Origin of the sequence: Prosthecodimorpha hirschii, assembly GCF_001305515.1 — a bacterium.
In the GTDB taxonomy this organism is placed as follows: domain Bacteria; phylum Pseudomonadota; class Alphaproteobacteria; order Rhizobiales; family Ancalomicrobiaceae; genus Prosthecodimorpha; species Prosthecodimorpha hirschii.
Genome location: NZ_LJYW01000001.1, coordinates 2966371 through 2987665 on the forward strand (window position 1 = coordinate 2966371; position 21295 = coordinate 2987665).

A 21295-nucleotide genomic window follows, 5' to 3' on the forward strand; every position below is an offset into this window, starting at 1 on the left:
TCTCTCCGAAGATGGGAAGGGTTGCGGTCAGGCCCGGGCGAAGCGGTCGATGCGAAGACCGTCGATCGGGGTGTTGGTGTGGCCGGTGGCGATCATCTCGGCCATGACGGCGCCGGCGCCGGGGCCGAGCTGGAAGCCGTGCAGCGAGAAGCCGAACTGGTGGAAGAGGCCCTCGTGGCGGGCGCTCGGGCCGAACACCGGGAGGTCGTCGCGGGTGCGCGCTTCGATGCCCGCCCAGGCGCGCACGATGGTGGCGCCGCGCATGACCGGGAAGAGATCGAACACCGTGCGGGCGCTCTCCTGCAGCTTGCGCCAGTCGAGCACGGTCTCGCCGGTGTCCGGATAGGGCGTGGCCAGATGACCGCCGCCGATCAGCACGGTGCCGTTGGCGAATTGCTTGAAGGACAGCTTGCGGCCGCGCAGGATCACGACCGGGCGGATGAAGGCCGGCACGCGCGAGGTGATCATCAGCATCGGCGCCACGGTCTCGACCGGTACCGGCTCGCCGAGCGCGGCGGCGATGCGGCCGGCCCAGGCTCCGGCGGCATTGACCAGCACGGGCGCCTCATAGGTCTCCGCGCCGGCATCGACCCGCCACTGGCCGCCTTCGCGGCGGACATTGGACGCCGCAACCCCTTCGCGGATCAGGCAGCCGAGCGACTCGGCGCGGCGGCGGAAGGCCGTGGTGGTGCGGGCCGGTTCGGCGGCGCCGTCGCGGCGCGAGACGATTCCGCCCGGACAGGTCTCCGCCACCGCCGGCACCAGCCGCCGGAGTTCGGCGGCATCGATCAATTCCTCATGGTCGAAGCCGCGCAGGTTCAGATCCGCGACGCGGGTCCGGCAGGCGTCGAGCTCGGCCGCGTCCTCGGCGACCAGCACCTGGCCGGCATTCTCGAAGCCGCAGCTGTCGCCGAGCAGGTCCTCGATCCCCTCCCAGACATCCATGGAGCGGATCGAGAGCGGGATCTCGGCGACATGCCGGGCGAGCTGGCGCACGCCGCCGGCATTGACGCCCGAGGCGTGGCGGCCGGCATAGTCCTTCTCGATCAGCACCGGCCTGAAGCCGCGCAGGGCGAGATGCAGGGCGGTCGAGCAGCCGTGGATGCCGCCGCCGACGATGATCGCGTCGCGGCGCACGGTCATCAGCGCACCACCGCACGCACCGCCGATTCCGACTGTGGCATGTCGGCCAGTTCGGCGAGCGTGATCGGCTTCACCGGCGGCCGCAGGCGGTAGTAGCCGATCTCCTCCGGCGTCATGCCGCGGGCCTCGGCCATCAGTTCGGTCACGGTCAGCCCGCACAGCCGGCCCTGGCACGGGCCCATGCCGGCGCGCCGATAGGCCTTCAGCTGGTTCGGCCCGGTCGCCCCGATCGCCACCGCGTCGCGGATGTCGCGCGCCGTCACCTCCTCGCAGCGGCACACGACGGTGTCGCCGTCCGGGATGCGGAACGCGCGGGACGGCCGGAACAGGAGATCGAGGAAGCGGCGCCCGCGCTCGGCCCGGTCGCGCGCGACCCGCAGGGTCTCCATCGAGGGTCCGCGCCGGACGGCCGTCGGCGCCAGCGCCTCGACCGCGGCCAGCCCGGCGATGCGGCCGCGTACCACGGCCGCCGGCGCCCCGCCGATGCCGGCGCCGTCGCCCGCAATGGCGATGCCCGGCACCGAGGTCGCCAGCGTCTCGTCGAGCACCGGCGCCCAGCACAGCTGGATCGGATCCCAGGCGTGCTTCACGCCCGCCGCCATGGCCAGATTCACGTTCGGCACCACACCCTGGTGCAGCAGCAGCGTATCGACCGGAACCGTCTCGCGCCGTCCGCCGGCCGTGTAGGCGACCCGCTCGACCCGGCCGTCGCCTTCCGCCGACAGGGCCGTGACGCCGGAGACGACGCGGACCTTCGCCCTGACCTCGCGCATCAGGGCGAGGCCCTTGGCAAAGTAGGGCGTGAACAGAAAGCCCGGCGCGTACCGCCAGGCCTGGCGCCAATTGGCGCGCTCCGCAGTGTCGAGGATCAGATCGATGCCGCCGCCGAGGCGCAGGATCTGCGCGGCGAGCAGCCACAGGAGCGGCCCCTGCCCGGCCAGCACCGTGCGGCCCTCGGGGACGAGCCCGGACGATTTGAGCAACGTCTGGGCGGCGCCGGCGGTCAGCACGCCGGGCAGCGTCCAGCCCGGGATCGGAAACGGCCGCTCGAGCGCGCCGGTCGCCAGCACGACCCGGCGGGCGGTGACGAAGCGCGAGCCGCCGCCGATCGAGACGGCGACCTCGAGGTTTCGATCGAGGCCCCAGACCGTGGCGCCCTGCAGGATCTCCGCGCCGCTGGCGCGCGCCTCCGCGACCAGCCCGGCTCCCGCCCAGTAGTCGCGGCCGAGCAGATCCGGCGCACGCACCGGCGTCGTGTCGATGGCGCGCCAGACCTGGCCGCCCGGACCGGCATTCTCGTCGAGGAGCAGGGTCGAAAGGCCCGCACCCGCCGCGGTCGCCGCCGCGGCGAGACCGGCCGGGCCGGCCCCGACGACCACGACGTCGTATTCGGAACGCGTCGGTCCGGCGCTCATCGGCCGATCTCCCTCTTGCCCTTCTGGATTTCGATGCGCATGCCCTCGCGCACGGTGATCAGGCAGCCCTGCCGGTTGCCGGTGCCGTCGACGGTGACCAGGCAGTCGAAGCAGACCCCCATCATGCAGTAGGGCAGGCGCGGCGCGCCGCTGACGGCCGTTGTCCGGCGCACGTCCAGCCCCGAGGCGAGAAGGGCAGCCGAAACCGTGTCGCCCTCGCGCGCCGTCACCGCCGTGCCGTCGACGAAGATCCCGACGGGTTTGCGCGTATCCGCTTGCAATCGCTTGAACATCGCTGTCTCCGAGGCGCCGGGCGCCCGTCAGTAGTAGCCGCTGCCGGTCGTCGCCATGGCGGCGAAGCGGCGGCCCGTGAAGGCGCCGACCTCGGTCGCGTCGAGCTGGCCGGCGGCGATCATCGGGGCGAGCGCATAGGCATGGTTGGAGGCCAGCGTCACGCCGGAATGGCAGCAGGCCACGAAAGCGCCCGGATGGCTCTCCGACTGGTCGTAGACCGGGAAGCCGTCCTTCGGCATGACGCGGATGCCCGACCAGGTGCGGACCACGTTCAGCCGCCCGAGCAGCGGGAAGGTGCGGCGCGCCCGGTCGGCCATGACGGTGCTGATCGAGAGATCCAGCCCGGAATCGTCGAGCAGGTCCTCCTTGCTGTCGCCGATCATCACCGTGCCCTCGTCGGTCTGGCGGATCGTGGTCAGCGGATGCGGCAGGAACGGCAGGGTGCGCTCGGTGACGACGATCTGGCCGCGCGTCGGCCCCATCGGCGCGTGCAGGCCGACCATCGGGGCGAGCGCCTGGTTGGCGTTGCCGGCCGCGAGCACGACCTTGCCGGCGCGGATCTCGCCCCTCGGCGTCGCCAGACGGAATTCGCCGCCGCTCTGCGCGATCGCCGTGACCGGGTGCTCGGGCCGGTAGTCGACGCCGAAGGCCTTGAAGCCGGTATGGAAGGCGCGGAAGGTGCGCAGCGAATTGACGTGCCCGTCGAGCGGACAGAAGGTGCCGCCGACCACCTCCGGGCCGATCGCCGGCAGCATGGCGGCGACCCGGTCGCGGTCCATCACCTCGACCTGGTAGTCGGCCGCGCCGACCTGGTTGTGCAGCCGCTTCAGGGTGTTGGCGCGCTGTTCGAGCTCGCCCTCCGAGAGCGCCAGGTGGAAGCCGCCATTGCGCTGCAGGCAGACGTCGAGGCCGGTCTGGTCCTTCAGGTCGGCGGCGAGCTGCGCCCAGGTCTCCGAGGCGCGCACGGTCCAGACCGTGTAGGCCGGCATGCCGAGACCCTTGCTCTGCACCCAGACGAGCGCGAAATTGGCCCGCGAGGCCCGCTTGGTCACGTCGCCCTCGTCGAGCACGACGACGCGCTGGCCGATCCGGCCGAGCCCCCACGCGATCGCCGAGCCGAGCAGGCCACCGCCCACCACGGCGATGTCGTAGTCGTTGCGCATGATGTCTCCTATCGCCCCCGGTCGCCGTGACCGGAGAGCACCCGGTCGAGACCGAAGAAACGGTCGAGCAGGACCAGGGCGAGCATGGTGACCGCGATCACGCTGGCCGAGACCGAGGTGACGAGCGGATCGATATTGTCCTGAATGTAGAGGAACATGCGCACCGGCAGCGTCTCGATGCCCGGCGCGGCGAGAAAGACCGTCATGGTCAGTTCGTCGAAGGACTGGATGAAGGCGAGCGCCCATCCGGAGATCACGCCGGGCAGGATCAGCGGCAGCGTCACGCGCCGGAACAGGGTCCAGCTGCCGGCGCCGAGCGAGACCGCGGCCATCTCGACCGAGCGGTCCATGCCGGTTGCGGCGGCGAGCGTGAGGCGCAGCGCGAAGGGGAACACCACGACCACATGGGCGATCAGCAGCGCCGGGAAGGTGCCGCTCAGGCCGGTCTGCGTGAAGAAGCGCAGGAAGGCGATGCCGAGCACCACATGCGGGATCATCAGCGGCGACAGGAACAGCGCCGACAGCGCCTCGCGGCCGCGGAAGCTGTGGCGCGCGATGGCGAGCGCGGCCGGCACCGCGAAGGCGGCCGCGATCAGCGACGCGACCGCGCCGAGCCACAGGCTGACCCAGAAGGCGTTGATGAATTCCGGATAGCGCGCGATCGCCCGGAACCAGCGCAGCGAGAAGCCCTGCGTCGGCAGCGACAGGAAGCCCTCGGGCGTGAAGGCGACCAGGCAGACGACCAGGATCGGCGCCAGCATGAAGATCACGAACAGGGTGTGGAAGAGGAGCGCCAGCGGGCCGTTGCGGCTCATCGGAACACCTCCGCATAGCGCCGTTCGATCAGCGCGTTGGAGCCGACGACGATCAGCACCAGGGCGACCAGCAACAGCACCGCCACCGCCGCGCCGAGCGGCCAGTTGAGCGTGTTTAGGAACTCGTCATAGGCGAGCGTGGCGGCGACCTTCAGGCGCCGGCCGCCGATGATCGACGGCGTCGCGAAGGCCGAGGCCGACAGCGAGAAGACGATGATCGCCCCGGACAGGATGCCGGGCATGATCTGCGGCAGCACGATGCGCCGGAGGATGGTGGCGTGTCCCGCGCCGAGCGACATGGCGGCATTCTCGATCTGCGGGTCGACGCGCTGCAGCGCCGCCCAGACCGAGAGCACCATGAACGGCATCATGACATGGGCCAGCGCGACGACGACGCCGGTCTCGGTGAACATGAACGGGATCGGGGCGCCGATCACGCCGAGCGACATCAGCGCCTTGTTGACGACCCCGTTGGCGCCGCCGAACAGCAGCGCCCAGCCGAGCGTGCGGGCAACCACGGAGATTAGGAGCGGGCCGAGGATGACGAGCAGGAAGAAGCCCTTCCAGCGTCCCTGCATGCGGTTCAGGATATAGGCCTCCGGCGCGCCGAGCAGCGCCGTGATCAGCGTCGCCAGGACGGCGATCCGGAAGGTGCGCAGGAACATCTCCAGGAAGTAGTCGTCTTCCCAGATCTCGCGCCAGTTCTTGAGGATGAAGACCTGCTCGATGCCCTTGTACTGGCCCCAGTCGTTGAACGAGAGCAGCACGGTCATCGCCAGCGGGATCAGCACGACGGCGACGAACAGCATCAGGGCCGGCAGCACCAGCGGCCAGGGCGTGCCGGTGCCGGCCCCTCCGGCGGCGGGCGCCGGAGCGGCGGGCGCCGCGGTGACAGGCGCCGGCTGGGGGGCAGACGAGGCCGCCGTCACGGCCGGACACCCGCGGCGCGCAGGCTCATGTCCTCGGGCCGCCAGGCGAGCCGCACGGCCTCGCCCTCGGCCGGCTGGGCCATGCCGTCATTCTGGCGGATCACGATCGCCGGGCCGCATTCGGTCTCGCACTGGAACAGCCAGTGATTGCCCTGGAAGATGCGGATGGCGACACGGGCCGCGAGGCCCTGGCCGGCGCCCGCGAAGCCGATCTTCTCCGGCCGCACCGAGACGGTGACCGGCCCCGAGAACCCGGCCGGCGCCGGGGCGCTCCAGGACCCGGCGACGATTCGGGCCGGTTGCGTTCCGGCCTCGATCGTACCGGCGAATTCGTTGGTCTTGCCGAGGAAGTTGGCCACGAAGGCGGAGGCCGGCCGCTCGTAGGTCTCCTGCGGCGTGCCGATCTGTTCGACCCGGCCGGTGTTCATGACCACGATGCGGTCGGACAGTGACATCGCCTCGACCTGGTCGTGGGTGACCAGGATGGTGGTGGTGCCGAGATTGCGCTGGATCTGGCGCAGCTCGATCTGCATCTCCTCGCGCAGCTTGGCGTCGAGGTTGGACAGCGGCTCGTCGAGCAGCAAGAGGCTCGGCCGGATGACCAGGGCGCGGGCCAGCGCGACGCGCTGCTGCTGGCCGCCCGACATCCGGCGCGGATAGCGGTCGGCGAAGCCGGCCAGTCCGACCATGGCCAGCGCCGCCTCGACCCTTTCGGCCCGTTCGGCGGCCGGCACGCGGCGCATCTCCAGGCCGAAGGCGACATTCTCCGCCGCCGTCATATGCGGGAACAGCGCGTAGCTCTGGAAGACGATGCCGAGGCCGCGGCGCGAAGGGTGGATCTCGGCGAGATTGCGCCCCTCCAGCCGGATGGCGCCGCCGGTGAGATCGAGAAACCCGGCGATCATCTGCAACGTGGTGGTCTTGCCGCAACCGGACGGGCCGAGCAGCGAGACGAACTCACCCTTGGCGACGGTCAGATCCAGTTGCTCGACCGCAACATGCGGGCCGAACCGCTTGGTGACGCCGTCGAGTTCGAGAAAGGCCATGAGCGGTCTCGCCGGTGCCTGATGGGCGGAAGGTTGCGACGGGCCCCGTCCCCGGCAAGGCCGGAGACGGGCAGTCTTTCGGGCAGACGGGCGATCAGCGCTCGACTTCGCGGTTCCAGCGCTTGGTCCAGTCCTCGCGCTGCGGATTGATCGCCGTCCAGTCCGGATTGTAGAGCTTGGCCGCCTTTTCGCCGACCGGCGCCATGCCGCCGAGTGCCGGCGGGACCTGGACGGTCTTGTTGACCGGACCGTAGCCGTAGTCCTTGAGCAGGATCAGCTGCATCTTCGGCTCGAGCATGGCCTTGATGAAGTCCGAGGCGATCGGCGAGGCGTCGGCCTTTTCGATCGGGCAGGCCGAGGCGAGCAGCGTGACGGCACCTTCCTTCGGATAGACGAAGTCGACCGGGAAGCCCGTATTGGCGAAGGCCTGAACGCGGCCGCTGCCCCAGACGGCGATCACGGCCTGGCCGGACTGGAACAGTTCGGTCATCTTGGCCGGCGACGGCTCGTAGGCCAGCACATTCTTGTTGACCTCGTCCTTCATCACCTTGAAGCCGCTCTCGATCGACTTCTCGCCGCCGCCATTCATCTTGGCGTACATGAGGAGGGTATAGAGCCCGTAGGTATTGTTGATCGGCGGGATGACGACCTGTTTCAGGAACTTGGGATCCTTCAGATCGTTCCAGGAGGTCGGCGCGGCCCAGCCCTTCTCGGCGAAGACCTTGGTGTTGTACATGATGCCGGTCGCGACCAGCCCGATGGCGACGGCCTTGTCGTCCTTGAAGCGGGCGGCGTCGTGCAGATCGGCGGCGGGCAGGTTCTGGATCTTGCCGCAGAAGCCGAGCTGGATCGCCTGATACATCGGGCCGTCGTCGACGATGGCAATATCGATCTGCTGGTTGCCCTTCTGGGCCTGCAGCTTGGCGAGCGTATCGGTCGAGTTGCCGGCGATATACTCGACCTTGACCCCGTGCTTCTTCTCGAAGTCCGGGATGACCTCGTCGCGCATCGTCTTCTCGAACGAGCCGCCGTAGCCGGCGACATAGAACGTCTTCTGCTGTGCATCAGCAGCCGACAGGGATGCGACGAGCACCGTGAGGCTCGCAGCGGCAAGAAGGCCCTGACTTTTCATCTCGACTGATCTCCCCGTGCAGCGGCATCCCCGCGATGACGCGCCACCCGAATGCTCGCAACACGCCCTTCCGCCGTCCAATGAATAATGGCAAGCTATTCATGCCGTAATGTTATGAATAGGCCCACTTTCATGGCACGCATCAATCCGAGGCAGGTGGAGGCCTTCCGGGCCGTGATGCTGACCGGGAGCGTCACCGAGGCGGCCAACCTGATGGCCGTCACCCAGCCGGCGGTGAGCCGCCTGCTGCGCGACCTGCAGGAACTCCTGCGGCTGCAGCTGTTCGAGAAGCGCGGCACCGGGCTCGTGCCGACGGCGGCCGCCATGGCGCTGTTCACCGAGGTCGAGCGCTCCTTCGTCGGGTTGGAGCGGATCACCGCCGCCGCGGAGGAGATTCGCGGCCGGCGCATCGGCAGCCTGCGGATCGCGGCCCTGCCGGCGCTCGCCAACGGCTTCCTTCCGCGCTTCGCCGGTCACTTCCTGATGGATCGCCCCAATCTCAACCTGTCCCTGTTCGGCGTCATTTCGCCGATCGTGGTCGACTGGGTGCTGAACGGCCAGTGCGATGTCGGGTTCGCCGAGGTGCCGATCGCCCATGCCGGGCTCAACGCCGTCCGCATGCCGGCCGTCGCCCGGGTCGCGGTGGTCCCGGAGGGCCATCGGCTGGCCGGCAAGGATGTCATCGTGCCGCGCGACCTGGAGGGCGAGACGTTCATCTCGCTCAGCGCCGGCAGTTCGAGCCGGCATCAGGTCGACCAGGTGTTTGCGCAGCAGGACGTACGCCGCGTGCTGCGGGTCGAGACCAGCCTCTCGGAGATCATGTGCGGCATGGTCTCGTCCGGTCTCGGCGTCGCCATCGCGGACCCCTTCACCGCCACCGAATTTGCCGGCCGGGGTGTCGTCGCGCGCCGTTTCGAGCCGCGCATCGATTTCGATTTCGCCGCCGTCTATCCGCCCCAGCGCAGCCCGTCTGCGGTGGCGGTCGACTTCGTCGAGGCGCTCGCCCGGGCGATCGAACGGCACCCGGTGGTCTGAACCGGCAGCGCCCGGCCCGGAGCCGGTCCCGGAGCCGCGCCGGCCCGCAAGGTCCCGCCGGCCGGCGCGACTGTCAGCCTCCGGCTCCGGCCGCCGGGACGGCGACCCGTCCGGTCAGCGCGATTTTTGGAGATCGCCCGTCAGCCCGACGCCGCCGCGCGCCACGGCGGTCGCCCGGCCGACCAGGTCCAGGACCCGCGCCAGTTCGACCGCCGGAGCGCTGGCGACATAGACCACGTCCTTGTCGCGCAGATGCATCTGGCGGGCGATGAAGAAGGCCTGCGGCGACGAGAAGTCGAGCCGGTAGAGGACCGGCACCGGCCGTTCGCCCGAGGCGGCATCCGGCGTCGGCGGTTCGGAGCTGAACACGAAGACTCCTCCGGCATCGGCCGCCAGGCTGTCGAGACCGCCGGCCCGGGCAAGCGCTTCCGCCAGGGTCACGGTCGCCGCCCCGAACTTCACATCGCCGGACGTCGTGACCGCACCCAGGATCGCGTAGCTGCGCGGCGCGGAGGCGACGAGGATTTCGTCGTTCGCCGCCAACAGGATGTTGTTGTCGCGCTCGGCCAGCAGGTCGTCCAGGTAGAGCGTCGCGACGGCATCCTTCCGCTTGATCGTCAGGGCCGTATCGAAGGACGCGGAGCGGGCGCCGCCGGCGGCGGCGATCGCATCGATCAGACGGGTCCCCGCCGGACTCAGCGGGAACAGGCCCGGTCTTCCGACATCGCCGAGCACCGTCACCGAATTGCCGCGGCTGGCGGTGACCGAAAGCAGCACCTGCGGCTGGATCGCCTTGTCGGCGAGGCTGCGCTGGAGCGTCTCCCGGACCTGCTCCGGGCTGCGGTCGGCGGCCCTCATGGACCCGCCATAGGGGGTGAAGAGGTCGCCCGCCTGATCGATCTGGGCCGTGAATTGGGTACCGCGCGTCTGCGAATTCGCAAACAGCCCGTTGTCGCCGGCTTCCATGACGCGGACGTCCAGCACATCGCCCCGGCCGAGAAGGATCGGATTGGGCTTCGCCAGACGCGGGAAGCTCGCCCCGATCACGCTCCGCCGGCGGTCGAATGCGGCCCGCGCCGACGCGAGGTCGAGTTCGATCAGGCGGGTCCCGGCGGCCTGACCGGACGGCTCGATCACGACATCGGCGGACGGTCCGGAAGACGGCAGGCTCGAGCATCCGATCAGGGCGAGGCCGAATGCAAGGGTCGCGACGCCAGGAAGCAGCCGGAACTGGCGTAGCGTCATGCGATAGTCCTCGGAAGCGATGCACGGGCGGGAGATCGGCACTTCGTGCCGACTGTCGTGCTTAGCACCTCTGGAACGCTCAGAATGGGCGCAAGACCACGGATTTCATGTATAGAAATGATGCGGAAATCTAATTCGATAATATAGTTATTAACTGCCACTACGTTTATGCCCAGATTGAGCACTTCCGCCTAATTCGAACTTTTGTGTCTGGCTCGGCACTCTGCCGATCGTATTTATTAAATGCACGTTAAATTTTACGAAATCGCTCCGACGGGCGTTGGAAAGCGTAGAGCTGGCGACGGGTATGAAGCACGCAAGTCCGACAGCTACGGATGGCAGGCCGTCCTTGAGAGATCGGAAGGGGGGGCGCCGGATCATTGCGGCCACCGCCTATACCGCCCCCTATGCCAGGGTGCTCGATCCGCTGTGCGACCTGCTGGTGGTCGATTGCGATGTGGCGGTTCAGATCCATGGCCTGCCGTCGCCGGCCAGCGCCGATCTCGCCATGATGGTCCTGCATGCCCACGCGGTCGCCCGTGGCGCGCCGGCATCGAAGATCGTCGTCGAGTTGCCGCATGCGAGTTGGACGCATTCGCTCGACCTCGCCTATGAGACCAGTCTCCACATGCTGCGGGAGGTCGAATGCTGCGGCGTCCTGCTGCCGCTCGAGACCGTGGCGATCGAGACGATCCGCCATCTGGCGTCCTGCAAGGTGCCGGTCATCGCGCGCGCCGACATCGCCATGCCGGAGGAGGCCGGGCTCGGCGCTCAGTTCACGGCGGCGGAGCGCGAATGGCACGCGATCCAGGTCGTCAACGATGCGCGCGCGGTCGCCGAGGCGGGTGCCTTCGCGATTCTGGCGATCGGCCAGAACGACAAGCTGGCCCTGGCGCTCAGCCGGGCGGTCCCGGTGCCGGTGATCGGCGCCGAATCGGGCAGTCTGTGCGACGGCCTCCTGCTGCGCGACGTGGAATGCCTCAGCCTCTTGAGGTCGGCCCGCGAAAACGCGACCCGCTCGACCGTGCTGGCCGGTTCGGCGACGGCGCGCAAGCCGGCGCCGCGTCCGGCGCCGAATCGCCCGGCACCGCGCGCCCCGGCCGCAACGGTCGAGTCGATCGTACCCGCGGCGCGCCGTGACGCATCCGCCTCCGTTGCGGCCCCGTCGGGCGCGCGGACCGCGCCGAAGCCCATCAGCGCTTCGACCGTCGCCGCCCCGATCTTCGAACCGATGCCGGAAGCCCGGTGGGAGACCAACGACGAGCCGGAGGCGGCGGAGGAGACCGTTTCGCAAGCCAAGCGGCCGGCCGTCGAAGCGGCACGCGGCCCGGATCCCGTCACCCTGCCCGAAGCGGATTGGGACGCGCTGACCGATTTCGCCGACGAGCCGGCGCCGGCCCCGAGCAAGGCCGCCGAACCGCCGGCATCCGGGGCCGCCGTGGCGGACGATTTCCTGTCGATGTTCGGCATCGCCGAGCCCGAGGAATTCGTCTCCAGGCCGCCGCGCCCCACGGCCACGCCGGGACGGCGTTCGGAGGCGGCCGCGGGCGACAGGGCACCCGCCCCGGCCGCCACGTCCGGCGCCGGTCCGGCCATCGATCCTCCCGCACCGGCCCCGGCCCCGGCACCCTCCCCGGCACCGACGCCGCGCCGCCCCCTCGCCATGCGCGAACGGGCCGTGGTGCCGCCGCCGCCGCCCGCATCGGCGCCGCCGGCGCATCGTCCTCCGCCCGCCCGCCTGCCCGCCTCGGCCGCCCGGGGCGGCGAGGAGACGGCCGGCCGTTCGGCCCGGGAGCCGGATCCGGCGCCCGCCCCGGCGCCCGACCAGGAACGCACCACCGCAAAGATACTGCACCTGCCGACCTTCTCCGGCCAGCGGCGCCGGCGGTGGCTCGGTCCGCCGACATCCGGCCCCGGGGTGCTGTCGCTCCTGGTCGGCCTCTGTCTGGCGGGCGGCCTGGCGGCCGCCCTGCTGCTGCCCGACCGGGCGAGCGTGCCCCTATCGTCGGCGGCCAATGCGGCCACCGTCGAGACGCCGGTGGTCACCTCGCGGATCAGGACCGAGGCGATCGCCAGTTCGGAAGCGTTCGCGACCTCGGGTTTCAGGTCCTGGGCCGGCACCGCCGGCCCGCGGCCGGTCGAGGTCAAGGTCCTGCAGACCCGACCGATTTTCTGACCGAGCCGACCGATCCAGCATCGATTGCGCTGTGACTGTCCTCCTGCCGATCTCCTGCGAACCAAGGACGTGAATGATGTCGATGTCGCACCAGCTGGGAGCCTTCGCTCCGGTCATCGCCGTGCTGGGCAGCCGGGATTTTGCCTTGGTGATCGCTCTCGGCCTCCTTGTTGCGTCGATCGGATGGTACCTCGCGGTCTGCCGGCCCCGCCGGCGCGCCGCGATCGAGACTGTGAGGGCGTTGCAGGACAAGCTCCTGGCCGCGATCGCGCTCGACAAGCCCGAGGCCCGCATCGCCCAGGCTGACGCGACCTTCGCGGCATCGCCCTTCGCGGCGCCCTGGATTCGCTACCGGTCCGGATTCGAGATCCGGTCCGATCAGATCATCGCCACCATCGGCGCCGAGGACGTGTTCCGGCGCGACCGGCTGCGCGACCTGATGGATTGCGACGACATGCCGGCCCTGATCGACAGCATCGTCGCGGCCGGGCTCCTGCTCGGCGCGCTCGGGCTTCTGATCGGGACCTGGAGCGGTGCGGAAAGCGCGGCCTATTGGGTCGTTGTGCTGGCCGTCGCGATGATCGTCCGGCAGCTTCGGCAAGGCGACGCCACTGCCTTTGCGGTGCGCAAGGATCGGGTGATCGAGGACCTGATCGAGTCCTTCGGGGCGCTCGCCAACCACGTTCCGCGCGAGTTGGTCGCCCTGCGCCAGCTCAGGGCATCGGAGGAGAACGAACGCCAGTTGGTCCGTCTGCGCGATGCGCTGTCGGAATCGATCGGCGGCCAGGTTTCCAAGGCCCTCCATCAGCATGCCGAGCCCCTGCCCGAGCTGATCGCCACCAAGATCGCCAGTTCGATCTCGAGCACCATCAACCCGCTGATCAGCGAGATCACGCGGATCGGCGCGACGATGGAACGCAATTCCAACGACTTCGCGACACGCGCCGGCGACGGCTTCGTCCGGCTGTGGCGCGAGGCGACCCAGGCCGAAACCGACCTGATGAACCGGTCCCTGCGCAGCAATGTCGAACAGCTGGAGCAGATCGCCCGCACCGTCCAGTCGGTCGAGCAAGGCTTCGGTTCGACCATCGAGCTGGCCTCGCAGCGGCTTCTGGCGACCACCCAGCACTTCGGCGACATGATGGACAGCCGCAGCGCGGAGATCGGCAACCGGCTCGATCAGTTCAAGACCGTCCTCGGCGAACTGCCCGGTCTCGTGACCAATGCGGCCGGTGAGGCGACCCGCTCGATGGCGGCGCGGCTTGCCGATGTCGACCGGTCCCTGGCTCGGATTCCGTCCGTGGTCACCGAGGCGTCCTCGACGCCATCGAGCGATGAAGGCGCAGATCGGCAGCCTGGAGAAAGGTCCTCTCCGGTGTCCCGACCATGGTGAACGAGGCGGCCTCGGCCGCCGCCACATCCCTGAAGACGCAGATCGGCGCGCTCGACGATTCGCTCGCCCGCATTCCGAGCTCCGTCGTTGCGGCGACCGACCGGGCGTTGATCGCCATCACCTCCGGCGTCGAGGAGACCTCGCTGCGGATGCAGGATGTGACGCGGTCGTTCAACGACATGGCGGCAGCCGAGATGGAGCGCCAGTCGGAACAGATCACGGTCGCCCTGGGACGGGCCGCCGAACAGATCCTGGAAGCGACCCAGGCGGCGTCCGGCGAGCTGCGCACGGCGGGCGAATATCTCGGTCTCAGCGTCGTCGACGGCAGCCGCCTCGTCGGCGAGAGCGCGGAAAGCGCGCGCTCCGTCCTGTCGGGCGCCGTCGAGGCGCTCGAACAGCAGATCGTCGAGTTCTCCGGCCATGTCCGGGCGGCCTCGGCCGAACTCGCCGTCCATCCGGCCCGGGTCGCCGATGCCTTCGAGGCGGTCTGGGGCCGCAGCGTCGAGCGGCAGCTCGAAATCGTGGCCGAGAATATCAGGAGCTCGGCGTCCGCGCTGGAAAGCATGAGCGGCACCGTTCGGGCGGCCGAGCAGCACTATGCCCAGCAGATCGACAGTTCCGCGTCCTGTCTCAACCGCGCGACCGATCGGCTGGAGGGCACGCTGGCGTCCGGCACCGACCGCCTGAACGAGCAGCTCGGGGCCGTGCGCAACACGCTGGCGGATCTGGTGCGCTCGGTCGGCGACAGTTCCAGCGAGGCCGCACAGGTCGTCAGGGTCGCGATCGCCGATCTCGACTCGGGCCTCGCCCAGGTTCCGCGCGCCGTCACCCGGGCGACGGATACCGCGCTCGACGGGCTCAGTGCGCGCCTGCGCGAGATCGAGACCGTCCTGCAGACCCTGCCGGGCTCGATCGCCGCTTCCGCCGAGAGCGCGGCGGGGACGATCGGCACTGTCCTGAACGCAACCGCCGAGGACGTTCGCGAACGCACCCGGACGATCGGCCAGCAGCTCGACGCGACGGTCACCACCAGCATCGGGCTCCTCCAGTCGGGCGTCGAGGCGGCCGGCGACAATCTGCGCCGCCAGGCCGAACAGGCGGCCGGCACCAATGTCGAGGCCGCGCAGGCGATCGCGACCCAGATCCGGCAGGTCGAGGCGGTGCTGCAGACGTTGCCGACGAGCGTCTCGACGCTGACCCAGGATTCGGTCGTCCGCATCAGCGCCGCGATCGAGACGGCGGCCCAGGGCTGGGAGACCCAGTCCGGACGCTTCTCCGACATGGCTTCCGAGAAGATCCGCGCGTTGAGCGGCACCCTGATCGAGACCGGCGAAACGCTGGTCCGGCAGACCCATCAGGCGGCCGACATCAATGTCGCCGCCGCCGACACGGTCGCGAAGCGGCTGCATCAGATCGACGAGACCCTGCAGCGCCTGCCGGCCACCATGTCGGACGCCTCCCAGTCCGCCGTCTTCACGATCGGCGCCGGGATGACCGCCGCCGTCCAGGACCTCAAGCAGCAGTTCGTCAGCTTCACCGGCAGCATGGTCGACAATCTGGCCAGCCGGGTCGAGAGCCTCGGCCGGCTCCTCGAAGAGGCCGGCCAGTCCATCGCGCGCCAGTCCGCCGATGTCGCCGCCGAACAGGCAGCGTCCTCGAAGGCGCTGGTCGGACAGGTGCGGGAACTCGAGGCCGTGATGGCCGCCCTCCCGGCGACCCTCAGGACCTCCGCCGAGACCACGGCCGCCACGGTCGGCGCGACCCTCGACAGGACCTCCCAGGAGGTCCTCGACCGGACCCGGGCGATCGTCGAGACGCTGGCATCCGGCCTGCGTGTCCAGGTCGATGCCGTCTCCTCGCGGCTGCTGGCCGCGGGTAGCGACCTGGCCGAAGCCACGCAGCGCACCGCCGCCTCGGTGCGCGAGGCGGGCGACGGGCTGGTGGCGGGCAGTCGCGAAGGCGCCCAGCTTCTGGTCGTCGCCTCCAGTCAGCTGCGCGAGGACTTCGCCGGATCGGTGCAGTCCCTCAAGGTGCAGGTGGACGAACTGTCCGGACGCATCGACACGGCCTCCGCCGAACTGGCGCGCCAGCCCGAGCATGTCGCCAACACGCTCGGCCGGTTGTGGGAGGCCGCGGTCGGTCGCCAGATCACGCTGCTGTCCTCCGGGGTCAGCGAGTCCGTGTCCGCCCTGTCGGGCGTGGCCTCCGCGCTCAAGGATGCCGACAAGAAGATCGGCGATACGGTCGGAGAGGCGGCACGCGTGCTGATGTCGAGCAGCGAGGCGCTCGACGATGCCCTGTTCACCCACGGCTCGCGCGTCGCCGGCCAGCTCGATTCCATCGAGAACGTCCTGCAGCGCATTCCGCAGGTCGTCGAAACCTCCGCTCTCAACGCGGTCAAGGCCATCGACCTCTCGGCCGCGACCTTGAACGAAAGCGTGTCGCGCCTGCCCGCCACCGTCGTCGGGGCGACCACGGGCGCGATGAGATCTCTGCGGGAAGCCGTCGAGGATATCGAAGCGACGCTGCGCAAGGTGCCGGTCACCATCGGCCATGCCGCCGAGTCCAGCGTTGCCGGCCTCACCCAGAGCCTGAGCACCGCGATCGCTGATCTGCGTGACCAGCACCGGGCGCTGGCGGAGCATTCCCAGGAGCGCTTTGCGGCGCTCTTCTCCGACTTCGCAGCGACCGGCGTTCAGTTCAAGTCGACGATCCAGGCCGCGGGCGAGAGCCTGACCGGCGCCGGTGTCGAACTGAACCGCAACACGAGCCAGAGCATTGCGACCATTGGCGAGGCCGCCGAGGTGGCGCGGACCCGGATCGACGACGCCGTCTCCGGACTGGGTCGTCAGATCGACCGGCTGGCCAACCGCCTCGAACTGGCGTCCGCCGAACTGATCCGGCAGCCGGAACGCATGTCCGAGACCCTCGCGTCGCTGTGGCAGCAATCCGCCACCGCGCAGGTGGAGGCGCTGTCGGGAACCGTCCGCGCCGCCGTCGAAGCGCTCGAGACCGTCGTCCGCGGGGTCTCCGAAACCGGGACCGGACTGACCGACGGCATCAACGTCGCGGCCGGGCGGCTGGAGGCGGCGGCCGATGCCGTCGACAGCGTCCTGGCCACCAGCGCAGAAACCCAGAAGTCCCAGATCGTGGCGCTCGGCGGTATCGTCGAGACGATCCCGGATCGCATCTTCGGCGTCGTCGACGAGATGACCCGCACCTTGCGCCTGCGCATCGAGGACCTGGACGGCGTCATCGGCGCCCTGCCGGAGCATGTCGCGAAGTCGACCGAACAGGCGGTCGCGACCATTGCGGCCGGGGCCGCGACGCTCGAGGACGCGCTGGCGCATCTGCCCGTCAAGGCATCCGAAACCGCCGAACGGTCGCTGGTCTCGATCACAGCGGGCGTCGAGGCCCTGGCGCGGAAGGTCCAGGACGCCGGGCGGGACTTCACCCGCGCCAGCACGGCCGAACTGGAGTTGAAGGTTCGCGATCTGGGCGGCGTCCTCGACGAGGCCGGCCAGGCGATGGTGATCGCGATGCGGCAGTCGGCGGAAGAGTTCCGGCGCAACGGCGGGATCCTGCGCGAGGATTTCGCCGCCGGCATGTCGCAGAGCGTCGAACGCATCGCCCATGGCACGCAGTTGGCCGCCACCCAGCTGCAGGCGGCCGTGGAACATCTCGACCTGCGCATCTCCGCCCTGGCCAGCCGGATCGACAGGACCGCCGAGGTGATCTCGGCCACCGGTCGCGAGATCGATGCGGCCGGCCGGAACATCGCCGGCTCGTCCGGCTCGATCGCCGATCTGGGGCAGCTCTACGACAAGACCGCCGAGCCTCTGGCCGGGTCGATCGCCGCGACCAAGCAGGCTCTCGACCAGGTCCTGGCCGGTCTTGCCACGGTGACCGATGTCAACCAGCGCGGCGCCGAAGCCCTGCAGACGGTCGCCCTCGGCGGCAATGCGGCCCGGGAGTTCTTCGAGACGCAGGGCGTCCGCATCGCCGATCTCGATGCGGTCATCTCAAGCACGCTCGAGCAGCTGCGCGAGAGCATGCGCCGGCTGTCCGTCGACGTGACGACCGAGCTGCGCGTCATGGTCGATGACAACCGCCAGGAAGTGCAGGAGTTCCTGCGCAGCGTAGCCGGCTCGATGCCGGACGTGACCGAGCGGAGCAAGGTCTACATGCGCTGATTGGCGGGGTCTGCCGCGGTCGGCGGGCCGGTCCCGCCGGCCGGGGCCGACATCGGGTGGGGCGGCGTGCCGCTCCCCCGCGCGGTCGGAGTGACGGACGGGAGTGCAACGTCCCGGCACATCGGGGCGTTTCCACGCTGGTTGCGGCGCCGTCGTCTGGGTTCGTCGATCTGCGACGTCACCCTCGCGGCGCTGAAACCCGCGGACTCACGTCGTCCCGATGAACGCGCGCAAGATCTTCGGGGGCCGTCCCCGCGACCATCCAAGCTTCCGGGCCGCTCTCCGGAAACGAACCGACACCACAAGGCCGTCCAGTCGCTGCGAATACGTCAATCCGCCTCCGGATATTCCGCCGAAGCCAGAGAGTCCCGTCAGAATCCGTCCATCAAGAAACGAGGGCCTGATCGACAATGCGCGAATCCAACCGCTCTCTGTCTTCCGCCTTGACGACACGGATTCGAAGCGCGATTTCGCGGTTCATACGACGCAATATCGTCGATGACGCGCCCTTGGATCTCACCATCATCGAAGCCGAAATCGATGCCTTCCCGAGAACGGGAAGCGAACGGCTGATGATTTACATTCTCTGCATGTTGAATGGCGCGGTCTGGCTATTGATCTTCGTACTGCTGCTCCGCCCCGGTTCGTGATGCGGGCAGCCTCCTAAGACGGCTGCGGGCACGCCACGCATCGTCGGGTCGGGTCCGATCCCATCCGGCGAGAGTCGGACCTCCGACGCGCCCGCACCTGCCGGCACCTGTGTGAACATGCGCACAAGCACGATCGCCGGGACCGGCGGCCTAAGCCGGGATCGACGGATGGCCGGTTCGACCCCCTTGCCCCCGCCGGGGCGGGACATGCCCCTCCAGCCGCGCCAAACGGGTCGCCCATGCGCCCCGCCGCCGCGCGCCGACCCCCCCCCCGCCCGGAGGCCATCGGGAACGCTGCCCCAGGCGCACCTGCGCGCGGGGGGACGGGCATCCTAATCGAACCGGCTTTGAAGACGAAGGGGGCCCGCGTTCGGGAACGCGCGGCGGAACCCGGGCGGGCCGCCCGGGCCCATCAAGACCGGTTCGCGACGCGCGAAGCGAAGCCCGGCGCCACCGCCAAGCTGCGGGATGACGGGCGCAAGGGCCGACGCCGTCGATGGGCGCGGTGGCCGCGAGGACCGGGGGGGCTTTGGCTGAGACAAAGCGCCCAGCCCCCCCGGGGTACCGCGCAGGTGGCGGTCCTGCACGGAGACGAAAGGGCCATGTGTTGGCAGGGACGGCAGGCAGGGCTTGGGACGGGCGGCGGGCACCCGTCCCGGCGGCGGCGTCAGCCAGCCATTGCGACGACGGGCGGCGCAGCCGGGATCGAGCCGGCGGAGGCAGCCCCCCGGTCCCCGTCATCGGCGGCCGGATTGTAGCCCAGGACGCGGATCACGGGTTCCCTGTCGCCCGCATAGTGCACCGGACAGGTCGGCTGGCCGTTGCGGATGCCGAAGCCACGCAGGCGTTCGAGCGCGTTCTTGAAGGTGACCAGCCGCGCGGTCCGATTGATCGCGAAACTGTGGCGCAGGATCGACAGGTCGACGATGTGGGTGCGGACGCCGCGCGCGATCGAGAACTGCAGCAGCATCTCGAATTCGACGAGATCGTCCCGCGACCGGCGGTCGGCATTGGCGAGGGCATCGGCGGCTATCCGGGAGCGCCGGCTGATGAACGCAGCGGCGGCCTCCGAGAAGTCCGGTTGCCAGACCCTTTCGCCGGTCTCCGACGCCGCAGGGGCGCCGGCCGGCGCTTCGGCCGGCTGCCGAACCGCGACCGAAACGCCGGCGCCGAGCAAGGACGACGGAAACCCGCGGACCGCATCGAGAATGGGGCCGAGCCTCGGCGCCGTCAGGGCGGCAGTGGTCCACATCGCACAATCTCCGGTAAAAGCGTCACGATCAAACTCAACCATAAAACTTAACGGCCGAAAATAGACAAAAGAGCGAAAAATTGATGATAAGGCACGTAATGGTATCAGGATTTTGCGTCTAATTTCACTTTCTAACATCGGTGTCCGGTTTGGACGCGAGTAATATCAATTACTTACCGTACTTCCGGGAACCCGGTTGGTCGAATATCAGCCTTAATTGGTCACCAAATTGGGTTCCCTGAAATGATTTCATCGGCTCATTGTAAATACTGTCGCCCATATTGGGCATTGGACGACTTTCTATTTTCAGTTGACCCGGCAGCCTGGACCGGTACGAGGCATTCAGATTCGGGCGAACCCGCATGCAACAGGCCGACCTATCCGTCCCGGCGATGGTCTCCGAGACCGCACCGCCATTCGCGCCGGCGGGTCACGGACAGCGCTGGACTGCCCAGCGCAAGATGGCCGTCCTGGAAGCCTTGGCAAGCGGCGTCGTCAGCCTGTCGGTGCTGCAATCGGACTACGGCATCAGTGAATCCGAGTTGCGGGAATGGCATTATGCGGTCGAGAAATACGGCTTCGACGGGCTGAAGCTGAAGCACAAGCGGCCGCGCCGGCAAACCTTCCCGCCGCGCCGCGCCCCGTCATGGTTCGGCGGTGACGACAGCGATGCCCGGTGACGGGGCCGCGTCCGCATCGATCGATCGACGCCCGGCAGCGACGGGATGGCTCTTGATCGCAGGACCCCGAGGCCCTTCGATCCCGAGCCTCCGGCCTGAGGCCGCGGCGCGACCCCCCTGCCAGACAATTGGGACAGTCCTCGTCGTCGGGCCCATGGGGTGAGTGCCGGACGATGAGGCGAAGTTTCGTCTTCGGGAACGGATAGCGCGAGCGGCTGCAAAACGGTGTCTATGCTCTTGCATACAATTGGCATCGGCGTGGCCGCATCAAGCTTGACCAAGACCGCAACGACGGCCAACCCGGGCCGAGTGGAAACCATCGCCGGGCAACATTCGAGATCAACTTCGGTTTTCGACAATCTCCCCAATTTTAGGTAATCTATTCGATATCACATGATATTTTTAAGTCGTTATGCACAAACGCGATCTCGCGCCGGCTATTGGGTCCGCAGGACTCTTATACCGCAGAGATCTTCCGATCGATGATCGAACGTTACACGCACAGGACGCTACGTCAATTCAATGGATGCAAGTCATTCGATACTTCCCCGGAACGCCTTTGATCCAGGTCCATTTCGAGGCATCCCGGCCGCACGGAACCAGTATACGGTGACGAGCTAGCCACCCGCGAAAGAGGCCTCAGGTTGCCCGTAGCAGTATAATTTCTCTTTTGTCGCTAGGAGCAAATACGGAACGCTAGGCGATACATTTTGCTAATAGATTTCCGATTTGTG

16 protein-coding genes are annotated in these 21295 nt (G+C 68.9%); 6 read left to right on the plus strand and 10 right to left on the minus strand.

The annotated features are described in order from the left end of the window. Positions 1-27 precede the first annotated feature (27 nt). The 8 genes from ABB55_RS12935 to ABB55_RS12970 all read right to left on the minus strand — a co-directional run bounded on the left by ABB55_RS12935 (position 28) and on the right by ABB55_RS12970 (position 7937). Positions 28-1143, minus strand: a complete 1116-nt coding sequence (locus ABB55_RS12935) for an NAD(P)/FAD-dependent oxidoreductase (protein WP_054359174.1) — start codon at positions 1141-1143, stop codon at positions 28-30. Then, complete coding sequence (locus ABB55_RS12940) at positions 1143-2558, minus strand: FAD/NAD(P)-dependent oxidoreductase (protein ID WP_054359175.1); 1416 nt, start codon at positions 2556-2558, stop codon at positions 1143-1145. The genes ABB55_RS12935 and ABB55_RS12940 overlap by 1 nt, the downstream gene beginning before the upstream one ends. Continuing rightward, complete coding sequence (locus ABB55_RS12945; protein WP_054359176.1) at positions 2555-2851, minus strand: (2Fe-2S)-binding protein; 297 nt, start codon at positions 2849-2851, stop codon at positions 2555-2557. The genes ABB55_RS12940 and ABB55_RS12945 overlap by 4 nt, the downstream gene beginning before the upstream one ends. Before the next feature lie 27 nt (positions 2852-2878). Then, positions 2879-4015, minus strand: coding sequence for an NAD(P)/FAD-dependent oxidoreductase (locus tag ABB55_RS12950; protein ID WP_054359177.1), 1137 nt, complete (start codon positions 4013-4015; stop codon positions 2879-2881). 8 nt (positions 4016-4023) lie between these two features. After that, positions 4024-4830, minus strand: a complete 807-nt coding sequence (locus ABB55_RS12955) for an ABC transporter permease (protein ID WP_054359178.1) — start codon at positions 4828-4830, stop codon at positions 4024-4026. Beyond that, positions 4827-5657 (minus strand): ABC transporter permease, encoded by an 831-nt coding sequence (locus tag ABB55_RS12960; protein WP_054362030.1) that lies wholly within the window; start codon positions 5655-5657, stop codon positions 4827-4829. Before ABB55_RS12960 ends, ABB55_RS12955 begins: the two co-directional genes overlap by 4 nt. A 98-nt stretch (positions 5658-5755) precedes the next feature. Continuing rightward, entirely contained in the window at positions 5756-6805 is a 1050-nt protein-coding gene (locus ABB55_RS12965; RefSeq protein ID WP_054359179.1) for an ABC transporter ATP-binding protein, read from the minus strand. A 94-nt stretch (positions 6806-6899) separates the two neighbouring features. Next, positions 6900-7937 (minus strand): ABC transporter substrate-binding protein, encoded by a 1038-nt coding sequence (locus tag ABB55_RS12970; protein ID WP_054359180.1) that lies wholly within the window; start codon positions 7935-7937, stop codon positions 6900-6902. A 132-nt stretch (positions 7938-8069) separates the two neighbouring features. On the opposite strand from ABB55_RS12970, the gene ABB55_RS12975 reads away from it, so the two are divergent. Beyond that, positions 8070-8972 (plus strand): LysR substrate-binding domain-containing protein, encoded by a 903-nt coding sequence (locus ABB55_RS12975; RefSeq protein ID WP_054359181.1) that lies wholly within the window; start codon positions 8070-8072, stop codon positions 8970-8972. Between the two features lie 114 nt (positions 8973-9086). On the opposite strand, the gene ABB55_RS12980 is transcribed toward ABB55_RS12975, so the two are convergent. Continuing rightward, complete coding sequence (locus ABB55_RS12980; RefSeq protein WP_152982029.1) at positions 9087-10217, minus strand: polysaccharide biosynthesis/export family protein; 1131 nt, start codon at positions 10215-10217, stop codon at positions 9087-9089. A gap of 349 nt (positions 10218-10566) precedes the next feature. Between ABB55_RS12980 and ABB55_RS12985 the strand changes: the two genes are divergently transcribed. The 4 genes from ABB55_RS12985 (at position 10567) to ABB55_RS30720 (ending at position 18629) form a co-directional block, all read left to right on the plus strand. Continuing rightward, the gene (locus tag ABB55_RS12985; RefSeq protein WP_054359183.1) at positions 10567-12393 is read left to right on the plus strand and encodes a 3-methyl-2-oxobutanoate hydroxymethyltransferase; all 1827 of its coding nucleotides are present in this window, start codon (positions 10567-10569) and stop codon (positions 12391-12393) included. 76 nt (positions 12394-12469) lie between these two features. Next, the gene (locus ABB55_RS12990) at positions 12470-13786 is read left to right on the plus strand and encodes a hypothetical protein (protein WP_152982030.1); all 1317 of its coding nucleotides are present in this window, start codon (positions 12470-12472) and stop codon (positions 13784-13786) included. Next, positions 13780-17979, plus strand: coding sequence for a coiled-coil domain-containing protein (locus ABB55_RS12995; RefSeq protein WP_054359185.1), 4200 nt, complete (start codon positions 13780-13782; stop codon positions 17977-17979). The genes ABB55_RS12990 and ABB55_RS12995 overlap by 7 nt, the downstream gene beginning before the upstream one ends. Before the next feature lie 410 nt (positions 17980-18389). Then, positions 18390-18629 carry a hypothetical protein gene (locus ABB55_RS30720; protein ID WP_152982031.1) on the plus strand — a complete coding sequence of 80 codons (240 nt, stop codon included), beginning with the start codon at positions 18390-18392 and terminating at the stop codon, positions 18627-18629. Positions 18630-19296: 667 nt separating this feature from the next. Here the strand turns inward: ABB55_RS30720 and ABB55_RS13000 are convergent. Beyond that, positions 19297-20019: a hypothetical protein gene (locus ABB55_RS13000; RefSeq protein ID WP_140940114.1), complete on the minus strand. Its 723-nt coding sequence runs from the start codon at positions 20017-20019 to the stop codon at positions 19297-19299. Positions 20020-20273: 254 nt separating this feature from the next. On the opposite strand from ABB55_RS13000, the gene ABB55_RS13005 reads away from it, so the two are divergent. Then, positions 20274-20561, plus strand: coding sequence for a DUF1153 domain-containing protein (locus tag ABB55_RS13005; RefSeq protein ID WP_210168253.1), 288 nt, complete (start codon positions 20274-20276; stop codon positions 20559-20561). The last annotated feature ends 734 nt before the right edge of the window (positions 20562-21295 follow it).